Below are 14,633 nucleotides of genomic sequence, written 5' to 3'. Positions count from 1 at the left end.
GGTGATGCGCGAAGCCTGCGTGGGGATCGAGGATGAACCGGTATCCCGACACAGGTCACCGCGAGTTCCCGAGGAGCGTAAGAGAAGATGACTACACCGTCCGAACTCGACCCCAAGCCCGCAACCGAAGCGACTCGCCTGGCAAATGCCCAGGTTCTCCGTGACCTCCCTTTCGACGACACTCTCGACTTCGAGTTGATTTCACGAGGTCTGGTGGCGCCGCTCATCGACGGTGGGTTGGTCAAGGGTGACAAAGGGCAGTTCATCTTCTCGTACGACGCTTACGGATTCGCCGACGGCGACGCTCCGGACACCGTCAACCCGAGTCTGTGGCGCCAAGCCACCTTGATGGGAAAGGGCGGCGGTCTCTTCAAGCTCGCCGATCGTCTGTACCAGGTGATCGGACAGGACTTGTCGAACACCACGATCATCGAGGGTGATACCGGGTTGATCATCGGTGACACCCTGATGTCCGCGGAAACAGCCGCTCTTGCGCTGGAGCTGTACTACCAGCACCGCCCCAAAGTTCCGGTCAAGGCAATCATCTTCACGCACTCCCACGGCGATCACTTCGGCGGAGTCAAAGGATTTGTCACCGACGAAGAGATCGAGTCCGGTGCCGTCAAAGTCTATGCACCGGACAGTTTCACGGAGGAAGCGATTTCCGAGAACGTACTTGCCGGCACGGCGATGACCCGTCGCGGAATGTACATGTACGGATCGTTCCTGCGCCCGGGTCCACAGGGGCAGGTATCCGGTGGTCTCGGATTGTCCACCTCGCACGGCACGTCGACGTTCGCCGTGCCGACCGACATCATTACCGAACCGGTACACGAAGAAGTGATCGACGGCGTGCGAGTGACCTTCATGCTTGCTCCGGGAACCGAAGCTCCGTCCGAAATGCTGTTCTACCTGCCTGATTTCAAAGCGCTCGGTTCAGCTGAGGACGTCACGCACACGATGCACAATCTGTACACGTTGCGCGGCGCCAAGACTCGCGATGCCAAGGCCTGGTCGCACTACGTCCGCCTGGCGATGGAGCTGTTCCCCGACGTCGAAATCATTTTCGCGCAGCATCATTGGCCTACGTGGGGCAACGACAAGATATTGAAGCTCATGTCGGATCAGGCAGACCTGTACAAGTATCTCCACGACCAGACGTTGCGCCTTGCCAACAAGGGGCTGACACCGGTAGAGATTGCCGACCAGATCGAGGTTCCCGACGCCATCGGAAAGCAGTGGTACAACCGCGGGTACTACGGCTCGCTCAGCCACAACGTCAAAGCGATCTACACCTTCTATCTCGGTTGGTTCGACGGCGTTCCCGCTCACCTGAATCCTCATCCGCCGGTGGAGAACGGCAAACGCTACGTCGAAGCCGTCGGCGGGCCGGACGCGCTTCTGACCAAGGGTAAGCAGGCGTTCGACGACGGCGACTACCGCTGGGCAGCGGAGCTGGTGAACCATCTGGTGTTCGCCGATCCGAGTAACCAGAAAGCGCGAGAGTTGTTGGCGGACACGTACGAACAACTCGGCTACCAAGCCGAGAACGGTACGTGGCGCAACTTCTACCTGGTCGGAGCGATGGAACTGCGGCATCCGCTGGCGCCGATGCCGTCCAACAACCCCACCGGCCCGGCCGTTGTCGCGGTGATGCCACTCGAGCAGATGCTGGACTTCTGGGCAGTTCGCCTCGACGGTCCCAAAGCTGCCGACGTCGACCTGTCGTTGCGATTCGTGTTGTCGGACACTGCGGACAACGTCCTGGTCACAGTGCGCAACGGCGTGCTGAACTACGACACGGACAAGGCAGACGCTTCGGCCGCCCTGACTCTGACCTTGACCCGTGCCGTGTTCAACGAGGTTTATCTGGGAACGACCTCGCTCACCGAATCCATCAAGGCCGGAACGGCAAAAGCTGTGGGAGACCAGTCTGAACTGGAGACGTTCATCTCGCTGCTGGAGGACTTCGATCTGTGGTTCGATATCGTCACGCCGTGACAGGTGTGCAGAGTCACGCCGTGACAGGTGTGCAGAGTCACGCCGTGACAGGTGTGCAGAGTCACGCCGTGACAGGTGTGCAGAGTCACGCCGTGACAGGTGCGCCGATCGATGATCAGTGTTCGTGAATGATGACTCCGCGCATGATCTTTCCCGACTTCAGGTCGTCGTAGCCCTGGTTGATGTCTTCGAGGCGGTACTCGGTGGTGACCATTTCGTCGAGCTTCAAGAGGCCGGCTTCGTAGAGGTTGAGTAGGCGGGGGATGTCGGCGCGAGGATTACATTCGCCGAACAGGCTTCCGCGGAGCTGTTTTTGGAACAGGGTCATTTCGGCGAGGTGCAACTGTGTGTCAGTGGCACCCATCGGTGAGACCGCTGTCAGGACTACGCGGCCACCCTTGCGGATCAGCCCGACCATCGGCTGGATCATGTCGCCGCTCGCCACCCCGACGGTCAGGATCGCGACGTCAGCCATGACGCCCCAGGTCAATTCGTTGACCAGCGTCATGGCTTCGTCGATCGACGAAGCAAAGTGTGTCGCTCCGAGAGTTTCGGCCATGGCCTTCTTGTCCGGCGAGATGTCGACTGCCACGATGTGCCTCGCGCCCGCGATCTTCGCCCCCTGGATGGCACTTCCGCCGATCCCGCCGATTCCGACGACGACTACGGAGTCGCCGGGCGAGACCTCTCCGGTGTTGACGGCAGATCCCCAACCGGTGGTGACTCCGCAGCCGACGAGGCAGGCCTTCTCCAGGGGAATCCATTTGTTGATCTTCACCACCGACGCTTCCGGTACAACCGTGTAGTTGCCGAAAGTGCCCAGAAGCGAGAAGGTTCCGACGTCGTGCCCGCGTGCTGCCGCGCGATATGTTCCGTCGACCTGCGCGCCGGCCATCAGAATGGCGCCGAGGTCGCAGAGGTTGCTCTGCCCGACTGCACACCAACGGCAGCGTCCACACGAGGGAATGAACGAGAGGACGACGTGATCGCCTACCTCGACGTCTCGCACGCCGGGGCCGATTTTCTCGACTATGCCCGCGCCTTCGTGGCCACCGATCACGGGGAGTGGCACTGCCAGATCGCCGGTCACAGCATGATCGTCGGAGTGGCACATGCCGCTGGCAACCACTTTGATCAGGACTTCTCGTTCTTTCGGATCTGCGAGCTCGATCTCCTCGACACTCCACGGTGTGTTGTGATCCCACAGCACTGCGGCCTTCGCCTTCATCGACATTCCCTTCGAGCGTGCTTCGCGGCGCAGGGTCTTCTCGTCTGCTCCTGGACACATGCTGTCTCCCGTCGAGGGCCTCGGTCATGCATCTGCGCGCCACGGTCTGGTGTTTTCGCGCCGTGTCACCGACCCTTGAAGTGAATATGCGATAACCTGAGTTATGGTCACCGTCGGGTCGGGTCAGCAGGCTGCCGACGGCATTCCTTTCGGTGGGGGTGGCCACTGGTGGGAGTCCCGTCTGCGGGAGGAATTCATTCCCCTCGACGTGCAGGTATCCCGGTCGGATCTACGCGGGGGATTTACCGCATCGGTGAGGCGACGCTCGCTGGACGACTTCGGTCTCGTCGACCTCAGTTGTGATCCGTGCTCAGGAAAGCGAACAGCAACTCAGGTATCCGACGCCACGGAAGACTGGGTGGTGCTGATCGCAATCCGTTCAGGACGCGAAGCGCTGACACGGGCAGGCGAAACGATTCTCGTGGGCGCTGGTGACGTGGTTCTGTGGGATACGCGCAATGAGGCCGAGTTCGAGGTGCTGGAGGCGATTCGTTCGATCAATTTGCTGATTCCTCGCTCAGCTCTGGCAGAGGTCTCTGGTCGAGCGTGGCCGGCTTTCGGCGGCGCACTGAATCGGGACTCACCGTCGGTACGGTTGTTGGTTTCCTATCTGTCGATGCTGGACGATTCGTTGGCCGAACTTCCTGAATCTGCGATATCAGCGGCAAGAAATGCCACCCTCGAACTGTTCGACGGGGCGGTGAGCCAAACCATCGGAACCGGCGACGCTGTCGGTTCCGTCGCTCTGCGCTTGTCGATCGATGCCTGGATCGACGGGCACCTGAGTGATCCGTCGTTGTCGTTGACCGCTGTTGCTGCCGCCCACGCGGTCTCGGCCCGGACGGTCCAGCGAGTCTTCGGCCGAACTGGCGAGACGTTCAACGGGACGGTACGGGCGCGGCGCTTGGCCAGGGCGCGTGAGGAATTGCGCCGAACGAACGGCTCGATCACCTCGATCGCAACCCGATGGTGTTTCTCCGACGCGAGCCACTTCTCGCGACTGTTCAAAGAACGGTTCGGGACTTCTCCGGCGGCCTTCCGCTCTCGGAAAATGCAGAGCTGACGTCGCGGCTACTCGAAACGGGAAGGATCTCCCGCGCCGACGCGCACGATCTCGGGAACACCGGACGAATAGTCGACAACCGTGGTCGGTTCGGTACCGCAGTCACCCGAGTCGATGACGGCGTCGAGTTGGTGGTCGAGTTCTTCCTTGATCTGCCAGCCGTCCGTCATCGGTTCCTCGGCTCCGGGTAGCAGAAGAGTGCTGGAGAGGATCGGTTCGCCCAACTCCTGCAGAAGTGCACGCACCACCGGGTGGCTGGGAATGCGCACCCCGACGGTCTTCTTCTTGGCATGTGCCAGCCGTCGCGGAACTTCCTTCGTGGCGGGAAGGATGAACGTGTATTGCCCCGGGGTAGCCGCTTTCACCGCGCGGAACGCCGAGTTGGTGACGTGGACGAAGTGCCCCAGCTGCGCGAAGTCGGCGCAGACCAGCGTGAAGTGGTGATCCGACCGCAGGTGACGGATCTCGCGGATCCGATCGGTGCCCGAGTGATTGTCCATTCGGGCGCCGAGGGCGTAGCAGGAATCAGTGGGATAGGCGATGACCGCGTCGTTGCGCAGCATTTCGACGATCTGGCTGATCGCGCGCGGCTGCGGGTTTTCGGGGTGAACGTCGAAGTATCGGGCCATCAACCCAGCTTAGTTCAGACCGCAGTTCACGAACGCCGTTCACCGTTCAGGCTGTGGTCGGCGAGCAATCCCGTCAGCTCTTCGGCGTAGGCGAGTTGCTTGCGTAAATGTATGCAGCTTTCTTCCGCCCGGGTATGGCAAGCGGTGACGAATTCGGTTGCGGCGGTTCGTGTTGACGAGTCCGAAGCTGTATCGCCGAGCACGGCCAGAGAATCGAGAAGTTGTCTCATTTCTTCGAGACTGAATCCGAGCGGCTTCATTCGTCGGATTACCAGTAGCCGTTGGACATCGGCCTCGGTGTAGAGGCGGAATCCTCCGGCGCTCCGCTCGGACGGAGTGACCAGCCCGACGTCGTCGTAATGACGGATCGTCTTGATCGACAGTTCGGTGCGTTCGGCAACCTGGCCGATCTGCATGTTCTGCTCCTGGCCCGCGGGTTCCGTCTCAGACATCACTCCCACTTTCGTCGCGCTGGGCTTCCATCCTCTCAGTGACCGTCACCCAAGCGGCCGGACAGGCGCAGATGGCGCTCGGCCGAGGCGCCGTCGAGGCCCACGATCTCGACATTCTTGCCTCTGGTCGCGTACTTGGTGGTGATGGCGTCCAGAGTTGCCACGGTTGACGCGTCCCAGATATGAGACTCGGACAAATCGATGACAACGTTCTTCGGGTCGCCGGCATAGTCGAACTGGTAGATCAGATCGTTGCTCGACGCGAAGAAAAGCTCGCCTCGAACCGCATAGACGCGGGTGTCCGCGTCCGGGTGCGCGACGTCGATTACTTCGGTGAGGTGCGCGACGCGGCGCGCGAAGATCACCATCGCGGTGATCACTCCGACGATCACGCCGTAGGCGAGATTGTGGGTCGCGACGGTGACGGCCACGGTGACCAGCATGACCACCGTCTCACCGATCGGCATGCGGCGCAGGGTCTTCGGATTGATGCTGTGCCAATCGAAAGTGCCGACCGAGACCATGATCATGACGGCTACCAATGCGGCCATGGGAATCAATGCCACGACGTCACCCAGGCCGACCACGAGTATCAGCAGGAACACACCCGCCAGGAAGGTCGAGATCCGAGTGCGAGCACCGGAGACCTTGACGTTGATCATGGTCTGGCCGATCATCGCGCACCCTCCCATGCCTCCGAAGAAACCGGTGACGATGTTGGCGACGCCTTGACCCCACCCTTCGCGGGTCTTGTTCGAGTGGGTATCGGTGACGTCGTCGACGAGTTTGGCCGTCATCAACGATTCGAGAAGGCCGACGAGCGCCATGGCCAATGCGTACGGAGCAATGATCGACAGTGTGTGTGTATTCAGAGGGACGTCGGGAAACAGTAGCGTCGGCAGGCTCGACGGAAGTTCGCCCTCGTCGCCGACGTCGGGAACGTCGAAAGCGAAAACGACTGTGGCGGTAGTCAGTAGCACGATCGCCACCAGTGGAGCCGGGACGGCGTTCGTGAGTTTCGGCAGGAATACGAGGATCAGGAGGGCGACGGCCAGAAGTGGGTAGACGAGCCACGGAACATCGATCAGGTGGGGGAGTTGAGCGATGAAGATCAAGATTGCCAGTGCGTTGACGAATCCCACCATGACGCTGCGCGGAATGAAGCGCATCAACTTCGCGACGCCGAGGAGGCTCAACACGATCTGTAGAAGGCCGGCCAGGAGGACAGTCGCAATCAGATAGTCGATTCCGTATTCGCGAGTGAGTGGAGCGACGACCAGTGCGACTGCGCCCGTGGCCGCCGAGATCATGGCGGGTCGTCCGCCGACGACGGCGATGGTCACTGCCATCGTGAATGACGCGAACAAGCCCACACGGGGGTCGACACCGGCGATGATCGAGAATGATATCGCCTCGGGAATCAGCGCCAGTGCAACGACAAGTCCGGCCAAGACTTCGGTTTTGAGACGGCGAGGTGACCGGAGAGCGGCCCGTACCGAATTGTCGTTGGTGGATGAAGTGATGGTTACTGCCATGAGATTCCGTCCTGACGAGGTGCTCATACCCTACCCTCCCGTAAGGGTAGAGTGTGAACGAAGGTGCGGCCGCGGTGCGACACGGCATTGAATTCGACTACGCTGCAAGGCCTTTCGTGCCATATATATGCCCGGAATGGGAAACGCTCATGTGGGCGGTCAGCTGTGACGGCCAGTAACTCTTACCAATTGTTTACCTACTGTGTGGGTTTTGTTGATCGAAAACTGACTAATTCGGTCGGTGACTCCGTTACAGTTCGGCGGCAAACGTCAATCAGGTTGTTCCGAGAGGACATCATGTCAAAACGCTTACTGAACGCTGCGCTGCTCGCCGGTCTCCTTGCCGGTGGAACTGCGGTGGCCGTGATTCCGGCGACCGCGGCGCCCGTTGCAGAAACCACGTCGACAACCTTTCAGGTCGCGTGCCGCGCAGTTCCGAGTGCGTTCTCCGGTCCGTCGTCAGACGGAAAGCCTGCCACGGTACGGGTTTCGGCTCCTTCTGTCGTGGCGCCAGGTCAAGTCTTCGACATCGACGTGGACCCGGGTAGCGTCCAGATCCCGAACGATGTGAGCGGCGCAAGTGTCAAGAAGATCTCGCGTCTGAAGATCGATCTGCCGATTCCGGCCAACGCGGAGTTCGTCTCCGCGACAGTCACCGATCCGGGCAATGTCGTTGCCGGGAAACCCGCTTCGGTCATTCGCGTGAACGAAGACGGCACTCCCGCAGCGGACGGTCCGATACTCCGGTTGTCCGGCGCGAACGAAGCGATCGGCAACAGCCCGTCATCGTCGTCGGGTGCGCACGGCGGGCTTGCGATCAATGCTCAGTCCGGAGCCGAGACCAACATCGTCTTTCCGAAGATCAGAATCACCGTGAAGGCCGGGCCTTCCGGCGCAGTCGAAACCAATGTCCGGACTTCTGGTGCTGCAGGTACGTTCGGTGGACCGGAGTCGTTCTTGACCTTCCTCCCTCAGGTCAGTCACTGGCTCGCTGGAACCATCTGGGCGCCCACGTCTTGCTCACCTCGCGACAGTGAGACCGGCCCCCTCAACACCGGCGCCGGTGCATTGGCGTCGACGAGAATCGACGGGGATCTGGGACCTGTTGATCCAGGACCCGGAGCCGACATCGTGACCACGCTCGAAGGACCGGCTACCGCCGCTACCGGCACCAAGGTGTCCTTTGCCGCTCACGTCACGCCGGAAAACGCAACGGGAACAGTGCAGTTCATCGTCGACGGCAAGCCCGTCGGTGAGCCGCGACCGGTGGTTCGCGGAATTGCCCGCCTGGATATGACCTTCGGTAAGGCTGGAACCAAGTCCGTCACTGCGGTGTTCACCGCTACCGGCGCCGAGGCGACGTACACCTCGGCGGCGCACATTCTCACGGTGACCGGCGATACAACAGGTCCGGTCGATCCCAACCCGACCGATCCGGGCACCCCGGGTGGTTTCGGCAGCCTCGAGTCCGTTCTGCCTCAGTTGCCGACTGGTTCGCTCGGCGGCAAGTGATCACGGTCCTACTTCACCGCACCCTCGATGCCCGAGTTCTTCTGAAAGGCAACACATGAACCCCCGTACCCTGGCTGCCTGCGCAGTCGTACCAGCTCTCGCCGCCGGACTCCTCGCTGTGTCCGCGCCGGTGGCAGCGGCCTCAGATGCCGTGACGCGAACAGTTTCCGTCGAACACAAGTGCCGGGTCGACGGCTTCACCGATTGGGACTGGTCGTTCTCCGACAACCTGGAGGTCACGGCGCCCCGGTCCGTGCGTCCCGGCGAAGAGTTCACCGTGAAACTCCATCCGGGCGTCATGCGTAGTTCGGATTCGGACACCGGTCGTATCAAGTACGACATCGCGCTTCCTCAAGGTGCAGAACTGATTTCGTACTCACTCGTCGGTGATTCGTCGTCCAACTTGACCGGCGAAGCGGCGGTGCTGCTCCGTGTCGGCGCAGATGGAAATGTGAACCCCGCCGGTGAGTATTTGCGAATTACCGGCACCGGCAACAAGACCGTCAACGACGGGCCGAGCGCGAGCGACAACAAGCCCAAGGAAGGGCTGCAGGTCAAGGCCAACACCGACTTCCGCCTGCCGGCAGTCGAATTGACACTCACGGCTCGGTTGGATGAGGGCAACGCGACGACGCACCTGCGCGCCGGGGCGGCGAGCCCGGTTATCAAGATCAAAGACACGAGCATGAGTTTCGGTGAGTCTCGGTGGACCAATGCAGCTGGGTATTGTGTTGCCTCCGGTGACGGACGTGGCGCCCTTTCCACTACCGAGGTCTTCTCGACCAACCAGACCGAAACGACGGTCGACGTTGCACTCGAGGCACTGACCGGCGAAGACGTCAAGATCGCGGCGAGTATCGACCCGAATCCGGGTGAGGGAACAGTCGAGTTCTTCGACGGTGAAATGAAGATCGGCAGCGCCGCAGTCGATTCGAATGGTCACGCAGAACTGGTCTGGCCGTTCCGCGACCAGGGTGAACATCGCATCACCGCAAAGTTTCTGGGTACCAAGAAGTTCAGCGCCTCGGAGTCCGTGGACAAGACCGTGACCGTCACCGTGCCTGGTGTCGTCGTCGTGGAGCCGGTGGATCCGACGGATCCGGAAACACCGGGCGGAACCGGAAGCCTCGGGGACATCTTCTCGAAGCTTCCGACAGGCTCACTCGGGGGCTGAGTCACTCAAACAGCAGGGGAGCGTCGACGTTTCGGCTCGAATACGGGTGTGTGATCGAATACTGGAATGACAGGTTCGAATCATGCCGAGAGCCGCAACGCCGGCGTTCCCTGTTTTTCTCGAGGGGAGTCTCCGTCACGGAAACCGGGCCAGAACCACAAAAGGTAGCTCACCAAAACTTGTGTCCTTTTACTACCGTTAGTTGAAGAACTGCGCGAACCGCGGGTTCTTACATCAACAAGCCTTCGAACTCGCCGCTGCGGTTCAGGTATGAACAAGGTAGGGAAAATGCGCAAGGTTGGTTTGCTCGCGTCCACTGCGGTAGTAGCTGTCAGTGTGGCAATGATCGGGACATCTACGGCCTCAGCAGCGCCGGGAAACATTCCCGGTCACGGGCTGTTCGACGTGCCGTGGGAGGTGTTGCCCGGGACCTACACGACCTCCGGACCCGAATCGGCTGACATGCCATGCATTTATGGCCGAGCAAAAGTTGACGGCGACGGTGAAGTGAATGTCCTCGAGTTCGAAAGCACCCTCGGACCGGCGACGGTCACGATTCTCTTGACGGATTCTCGCTTCACCACCGCATATTGCGCTGATTGGAAGAGAGTGTCGTCAATCGGATCATTGGATCTCGGATCACTTTTCGGGTCCTAGACGTCTCCGCTCCATGTCCGGGCGGCCTTATGGCTGTTCTCGCTATCTCGATAAACGCTCGGCTCGCGGATACGCTCGTTCGTCTCGAGTTTCCGACCACTCGTCGCATGAGTCCATGACCAGGGACTTTAGCCCTCGGTAATTACCTACCAATCGGTATATTCTGCGAAGGTACGGACTTCGTGAACCGATGTGAGTTGGCTCCGGGGGACGTGCCGGCCTCGCAGGACCGCCCGCAAAGTCAGCCCGGTGAGGCCACCGGAGTTCGCGTATTTCGACAGTTTGCCGCTGGGTCCGTCCGCTACGAGGGGAGCGGACGGACCTGACGGCACGAGAGAGTGCCATGCCTGAACGTGGTCAAAGCAGAGTGGACGCGGGGATCATTGCGGTCGTCGCAGTCACCACCGGCGCGTTCGTCGCACTGACCGGTCACGGTCTGGTTGCAGCGCTGGCCACCGTGGTGGGCCTCGCGCTCGGAATGGCGATTGTGCGGTATCTGATCAAAGGTCGCTGATCAAAGCAAGAGTTCAGCAGGTCGCGAGAATGTCTGCGATGGTGTCGTGTTCGGCTTGGGTGACCCACAAACCGTATGCGGCTTTCACTTCCACTTGAGCAGTCACGTACTGGCAGCGGTAGGCCTTGTTGGGTGGCAGCCACGACGCTGCGTCGGAATCCGACTTCTTCTGGTTGGTGGGTCCGTCGACAGCGCGTAGGTTTCGCGGGTCGTTCGCGAGATTTGTTCGCGTCTGGGTGTCCAGCTGCTGCGCGCCCTTCTGCCAGGCATCCGAGAGTGCGACTACATGGTCGATCTGCACTGCCGAAGACGTGTCCTGGCCGCGGGTGAAGGCGATGGTCTTGTTCGTGTACGGGTCACGGAGCGTACCGGTTTGGACCGAGCAGCTTTTGGAGCCGTCCTTGAATGTCAGGTCGGTGAGGTCGCGGCGAAGAATGTCATTGCGTGTGTCGCAGCCGTTGTGACCGAACTCGACGGTGACGTCGTCCGTCCAAGCGGTGCCGAACAGCGCGCGGTCGTATCCGGTCTTGGGTGCGCGTCCCTTGATCGGGATCTGCGCCAGTAGTTCAGCTGCAGCGGAAGACGGCGTCGAGGCTTCGGCCACCGCCGTCGTCGTGACACCGGATCCGATTCCTGAACCGAGAGAAGATGTTTCGGGCGCGTCGGCGTTGGAGTTCGCGCAACCTCCCAGCACGATCACGGCAGCAATGCCGATGGTGACGCCGGTGATGCCGCGCCTGTGATGTGCCGTGCGTGCCATGTGTGAGAGTCCATTTCTGCGAGAGATGAACTACAAGTATGTCATTCACGACATTTCGGGCCGAACCGGCACTGTCTGTCAGTCCGGTCGAAGGAGCCACCGCGTCACCGGGACCGAGAGGAGAACCCGCGGGCCGTCGGGAGTCTCGTCCGCGGCATCCCAGCCGGCGTACTTCTCGCCGAAAAGTCTCAGGAGATCGCCGAACTCGCCGACGTCGTGATGAATTGTCCCGAGTCCCTGTGCGACCCACGGATCGCCGGCGGATCCGTCGACGGCCAACGAGACCCGAGGATCGTCCCGCAGGTTCCGAACCTTCCGATTCTGCTCTGCGCTCGGTATCCAGAATGTGTTCCGACGCAGTAAGAACCACACCGGAGTCGTGTGCGGCGAGCCGTCATTTCGGAGGGTGGTCAACCACACGCAAGGTGTATCCGCGATAGTCACGGTCCCAGTATCGGTGTCGGTGCGCCGTTCACCAATCGACGGTTCTGAACGGACAAGGCCCGGTCCTCGCCGTTGGGTGAGGACCGGGCCTTCTCGGGTGGAGTGGACGCGTCAGATCTCGATCTTGGGGGTCTGCTCGCCCAGCTTGTGGCGGGCCAGCGCCAAGTTCGCACGTGCGCGGTCCAAAACGAGGTACACGAACAGTGTTGAAAGTCCGGGCGTCTCGAGGACGCGAATGAGGTGGTACTGGTTGCTCAGGGTGATCAGGATGTCTTCCAGGGTGTCGGTAATCCCCAAGTTACTCATCGTGCGGAGCTTTGCTCGCACAACCTCGGAGTTACCGGCGCCGGCATATTCGAGGCTGAACGACGGGTTGCCGCTCATACCGAGAACCATCCCGCTGTCGGCGTCGACGACGGCTGCACCGCTGGCACCGTCGATGCGCATCAATTCGCCGAGGATTTTGTCGATGTTGCTCATTGCTTCTCCTTGGTAGGGCCGAGTCGCGCTGGGCGACTCCAGGTGATGCTTCGGTGGTGAAGTCATCGGTACATTTCGAGGCGGAATCGTCGGTTGCGGCGTCGGGGGTGGGCCGGGCGGCAACTGTTCAGCTGGTGAGATGTGCGGGTTCGTTCCGTTCGATGCAGATGAGCGGCCATACGACGACTCGAATTCGTCGATTCGGTCTGCGGGTAGCCAGCCGTCTCCGGAGGGCGCGTCGAGCGGCCATCCGGTGTCTGTCTCGTAGTCCGGTGTCGGCGAGTGGAGTTGCGGATAGACCGGTGCGGTCAGGGGCCGCTTGTACGGAACCGGCTGACTGCCCGCGTCGGCGACGTTCGCGAACCAGGCAGCGTACCCGGGGTCGCTGCGATCGAGGTTCTGCCCGCGATCGTCGTCTTCCTCCCGGGAACCTCGTCGACGAAAAAGTCCCACTCGTTCCAGCCCCTTAAAAACGAACTATTTCCGATCAGAGCGTTCCGAATGAACGCGGCAGACCGGACAATCCCGCCCATAGTTACTTTGCAGTTAAATCACGGTAGCATGGGTTGGCAGACGGGGCATACGGTCCAATCCTGCAGTCGGGCCGACGAGGCGCTCGGATTCGACGGGCCGCCCAGGCGATCCCGGCCAGTCGGCGACGCCGGTCGGTTCGAACGCCGGCTGCCCTCTGGCATCCTTGAAGGATGAAGAAAACGATCACCGGGTTCATCGGTGCCTGCTCGCTGGTGGCGCTGGTTGCCTGCGGTTCTGACGGAGACAAGCCGACCGAGGTCGGAACACTCACTTCCTCCGCTTCGGCGACCGCCACTGCGACGCCGACGACGTCATCCGCGGCTCCGGCGACGTCGCCGGAATCGACTACCGAGGCACCGCCCGTCGACTCGAGCGTCCCGGCCGAGGTCCCGTCGGACCCGAATGTGAGTTCGGCGCTGCCACGGACCTACGCGCAGGCGTGCTCCGACGTTCTCCGGTACCTCGACGCATACCAGCCGGCGATTGACGAGTCGGGCGAGGAAATGGGCATGACGCGTGAATCATTGGCAAACGACATGCTGACCTCCATCCAGGCCTATCCCGAATGGTCGAGCTTGTCTGCCGACGAGCAGGCCGAGGTCACTCGCGGATTCGCCGCAGCGACTGCGGGAAGCTGCTGACCAACCTTCAGAACAACGATTCCTGAATCGCCACGCCTGGGGACTCGAACTCGCCGACGGTGATGGTTCGACCGACCAATCCGGACACGTCCGCGACAAAGCGTGGTGATTCAGGATCGGGGTCGATCCGCATCGATGCGATCGAACCGGCAAGGCCCTCCAGATACAGGGAATGCTCCCCGGACTCGAAAGTGTGCGGATACGCGATCAACGGTGCGGCATCGAAGACCACGTCGGCGCATGCCGGCGCCCGCCATTCTTCGGGAGCCTCCAGGATCTCGATGCCGTCGATGTCCGATCCGATGTCCTTCAGCTCATCGCTGATCGACGATACGAAGTGGTGCAACGACTTTCGGAGTTCTTCTCGATCAAGAGTTCCCGTCAACGCCTCGATCTTCCGAGACGTACGTATGGCCTGACTCAAGTGGAACTCTTCCGACGCTCTGGCTTCGAGCGAACGGATGCTGTAACCGTCCGTCGACCGCGCGACGAACAACGCGCAGACCGCGCCCTGTTCGGCGACTCGCGGATGTTTGCGAAACTCGGACGCCGTCCCCACCTTCATCTGACCGCCGGCGAATACGTCCACGTAGAGCCATTGTGGTTGTGCGAGGTAGGTGCGTACGTTCGGATGAATGTGCGCCCCGCTGACGTGTGCCTGATGAACTGTGGTGAACCCCTCGCGATTTCGGCACCGGTCGCATTGGCGCCCGGCAACGACCGTGGCCTCGCGGTCACACGGCGAGTGCCCTCGACCTTCTGCGGTGAGATCTCGCCAGCCGAGGCAGCGGCGGCCCTTCTTCTCGTCGACGGAAAACCGCAGAACCGAGTCGTGAGTGAAGAAGGTCGTAGCGGAAGTGGTGTCGTCGACGCATCGGATCCGCGGTGCTGTCGGGTTCGACCATTCGATTCCGCGAACGAGCAGGGTCATTGAAGTGTCGATTCTTTC

The 14,633-nt window shown here is 61.2% G+C and carries 14 protein-coding genes and 1 pseudogene; 7 read left to right on the top strand and 8 right to left on the bottom strand.

Annotated elements, in window-relative coordinates; all coding sequences use genetic code 11:
* Positions 1-87: 87 nt before the first annotated feature.
* Complete coding sequence (locus ABWI03_RS11130) at positions 88-2,001, top strand: alkyl/aryl-sulfatase (RefSeq protein WP_298779607.1); 1,914 nt, start codon at positions 88-90, stop codon at positions 1,999-2,001.
* A gap of 115 nt (positions 2,002-2,116) precedes the next feature.
* Here ABWI03_RS11130 and ABWI03_RS11125 read toward each other — a convergent pair whose 3' ends face one another.
* Positions 2,117-3,229 carry an NDMA-dependent alcohol dehydrogenase gene (locus ABWI03_RS11125; RefSeq protein WP_298779757.1) on the bottom strand — a complete coding sequence of 371 codons (1,113 nt, stop codon included), beginning with the start codon at positions 3,227-3,229 and terminating at the stop codon, positions 2,117-2,119.
* Positions 3,230-3,392: 163 nt separating this feature from the next.
* Here ABWI03_RS11125 and ABWI03_RS11120 point away from each other — a divergent pair, with 163 nt between their 5' ends.
* A complete protein-coding gene (locus ABWI03_RS11120) occupies positions 3,393-4,352 on the top strand; it encodes a helix-turn-helix domain-containing protein (protein ID WP_298779610.1) in 960 nt (319 codons plus the stop codon).
* Between the two features lie 8 nt (positions 4,353-4,360).
* Here ABWI03_RS11120 and ABWI03_RS11115 read toward each other — a convergent pair whose 3' ends face one another.
* From ABWI03_RS11115 to ABWI03_RS11105, 3 genes are read right to left on the bottom strand one after another with little or no spacing between them, the layout of a single operon-like run.
* Positions 4,361-4,981 (bottom strand): L-threonylcarbamoyladenylate synthase, encoded by a 621-nt coding sequence (locus ABWI03_RS11115; protein ID WP_003945756.1) that lies wholly within the window; start codon positions 4,979-4,981, stop codon positions 4,361-4,363.
* A gap of 26 nt (positions 4,982-5,007) precedes the next feature.
* The gene (locus ABWI03_RS11110) at positions 5,008-5,433 is read right to left on the bottom strand and encodes a MerR family transcriptional regulator (RefSeq protein WP_298779614.1); all 426 of its coding nucleotides are present in this window, start codon (positions 5,431-5,433) and stop codon (positions 5,008-5,010) included.
* 35 nt (positions 5,434-5,468) lie between these two features.
* Positions 5,469-6,968 (bottom strand): SulP family inorganic anion transporter, encoded by a 1,500-nt coding sequence (locus tag ABWI03_RS11105; protein WP_298779760.1) that lies wholly within the window; start codon positions 6,966-6,968, stop codon positions 5,469-5,471.
* Between the two features lie 297 nt (positions 6,969-7,265).
* Between ABWI03_RS11105 and ABWI03_RS11100 the strand changes: the two genes are divergently transcribed.
* From ABWI03_RS11100 to ABWI03_RS11085, 4 genes are all read left to right on the top strand, one after another.
* Positions 7,266-8,480, top strand: a complete 1,215-nt coding sequence (locus ABWI03_RS11100) for an Ig-like domain-containing protein (protein WP_298779617.1) — start codon at positions 7,266-7,268, stop codon at positions 8,478-8,480.
* 55 nt (positions 8,481-8,535) lie between these two features.
* Positions 8,536-9,654, top strand: a complete 1,119-nt coding sequence (locus ABWI03_RS11095; protein WP_298779620.1) for an Ig-like domain-containing protein — start codon at positions 8,536-8,538, stop codon at positions 9,652-9,654.
* A 288-nt stretch (positions 9,655-9,942) separates the two neighbouring features.
* Positions 9,943-10,311 carry an Rv1352/Rv1906c domain-containing protein gene (locus ABWI03_RS11090; protein WP_298779623.1) on the top strand — a complete coding sequence of 123 codons (369 nt, stop codon included), beginning with the start codon at positions 9,943-9,945 and terminating at the stop codon, positions 10,309-10,311.
* Between the two features lie 343 nt (positions 10,312-10,654).
* Positions 10,655-10,825, top strand: a complete 171-nt coding sequence (locus tag ABWI03_RS11085) for a hypothetical protein (protein ID WP_166811684.1) — start codon at positions 10,655-10,657, stop codon at positions 10,823-10,825.
* Positions 10,826-10,841: 16 nt separating this feature from the next.
* On the opposite strand, the pseudogene ABWI03_RS11080 reads toward ABWI03_RS11085, so the two are convergent.
* The 3 genes and pseudogenes from ABWI03_RS11080 to ABWI03_RS11070 form a co-directional block, all read right to left on the bottom strand.
* Positions 10,842-11,585: pseudogene (locus ABWI03_RS11080) on the bottom strand (HNH endonuclease family protein); the annotation flags it as partial.
* Between the two features lie 78 nt (positions 11,586-11,663).
* The gene (locus ABWI03_RS11075) at positions 11,664-12,029 is read right to left on the bottom strand and encodes a pyridoxamine 5'-phosphate oxidase family protein (RefSeq protein WP_296555903.1); all 366 of its coding nucleotides are present in this window, start codon (positions 12,027-12,029) and stop codon (positions 11,664-11,666) included.
* A 111-nt stretch (positions 12,030-12,140) separates the two neighbouring features.
* Positions 12,141-12,962 (bottom strand): roadblock/LC7 domain-containing protein, encoded by an 822-nt coding sequence (locus ABWI03_RS11070; protein ID WP_095971345.1) that lies wholly within the window; start codon positions 12,960-12,962, stop codon positions 12,141-12,143.
* Between the two features lie 251 nt (positions 12,963-13,213).
* Between ABWI03_RS11070 and ABWI03_RS11065 the strand changes: the two genes are divergently transcribed.
* Complete coding sequence (locus ABWI03_RS11065) at positions 13,214-13,684, top strand: hypothetical protein (RefSeq protein ID WP_095971344.1); 471 nt, start codon at positions 13,214-13,216, stop codon at positions 13,682-13,684.
* Positions 13,685-13,691: 7 nt separating this feature from the next.
* On the opposite strand, the gene ABWI03_RS11060 is transcribed toward ABWI03_RS11065, so the two are convergent.
* Positions 13,692-14,615 carry a DUF2797 domain-containing protein gene (locus ABWI03_RS11060; protein WP_298779628.1) on the bottom strand — a complete coding sequence of 308 codons (924 nt, stop codon included), beginning with the start codon at positions 14,613-14,615 and terminating at the stop codon, positions 13,692-13,694.
* Between the last annotated feature and the right edge of the window lie 18 nt (positions 14,616-14,633).

The sequence above is a fragment of the Rhodococcus baikonurensis genome, assembly GCF_040489275.1.
In the GTDB taxonomy this organism is placed as follows: domain Bacteria; phylum Actinomycetota; class Actinomycetes; order Mycobacteriales; family Mycobacteriaceae; genus Rhodococcus_F; species Rhodococcus_F baikonurensis.
Note: the sequence above shows the minus strand (reverse complement) of the source record. Positions and strands in the feature narration are given on the sequence as shown.

Bases quoted from the DNA above. Each gene is read 5' to 3' on its own strand.
- ABWI03_RS11115 (WP_003945756.1), bottom strand. From the start codon at position 4,981: ATGGCCCGATACTTCGACGTTCACCCCGAAAACCCGCAGCCGCGCGCG.
- ABWI03_RS11100 (WP_298779617.1), top strand. From the start codon at position 7,266: ATGTCAAAACGCTTACTGAACGCTGCGCTGCTCGCCGGTCTCCTTGCC.
- ABWI03_RS11095 (WP_298779620.1), top strand. From the start codon at position 8,536: ATGAACCCCCGTACCCTGGCTGCCTGCGCAGTCGTACCAGCTCTCGCC.
- ABWI03_RS11090 (WP_298779623.1), top strand. From the start codon at position 9,943: ATGCGCAAGGTTGGTTTGCTCGCGTCCACTGCGGTAGTAGCTGTCAGT.
- ABWI03_RS11110 (WP_298779614.1), bottom strand. From the start codon at position 5,433: ATGTCTGAGACGGAACCCGCGGGCCAGGAGCAGAACATGCAGATCGGC.
- ABWI03_RS11085 (WP_166811684.1), top strand. From the start codon at position 10,655: ATGCCTGAACGTGGTCAAAGCAGAGTGGACGCGGGGATCATTGCGGTC.
- ABWI03_RS11060 (WP_298779628.1), bottom strand. From the start codon at position 14,615: ATGACCCTGCTCGTTCGCGGAATCGAATGGTCGAACCCGACAGCACCG.
- ABWI03_RS11125 (WP_298779757.1), bottom strand. From the start codon at position 3,229: ATGAAGGCGAAGGCCGCAGTGCTGTGGGATCACAACACACCGTGGAGT.
- ABWI03_RS11120 (WP_298779610.1), top strand. From the start codon at position 3,393: ATGGTCACCGTCGGGTCGGGTCAGCAGGCTGCCGACGGCATTCCTTTC.
- ABWI03_RS11130 (WP_298779607.1), top strand. From the start codon at position 88: ATGACTACACCGTCCGAACTCGACCCCAAGCCCGCAACCGAAGCGACT.
- ABWI03_RS11065 (WP_095971344.1), top strand. From the start codon at position 13,214: ATGAAGAAAACGATCACCGGGTTCATCGGTGCCTGCTCGCTGGTGGCG.
- ABWI03_RS11105 (WP_298779760.1), bottom strand. From the start codon at position 6,968: ATGGCAGTAACCATCACTTCATCCACCAACGACAATTCGGTACGGGCC.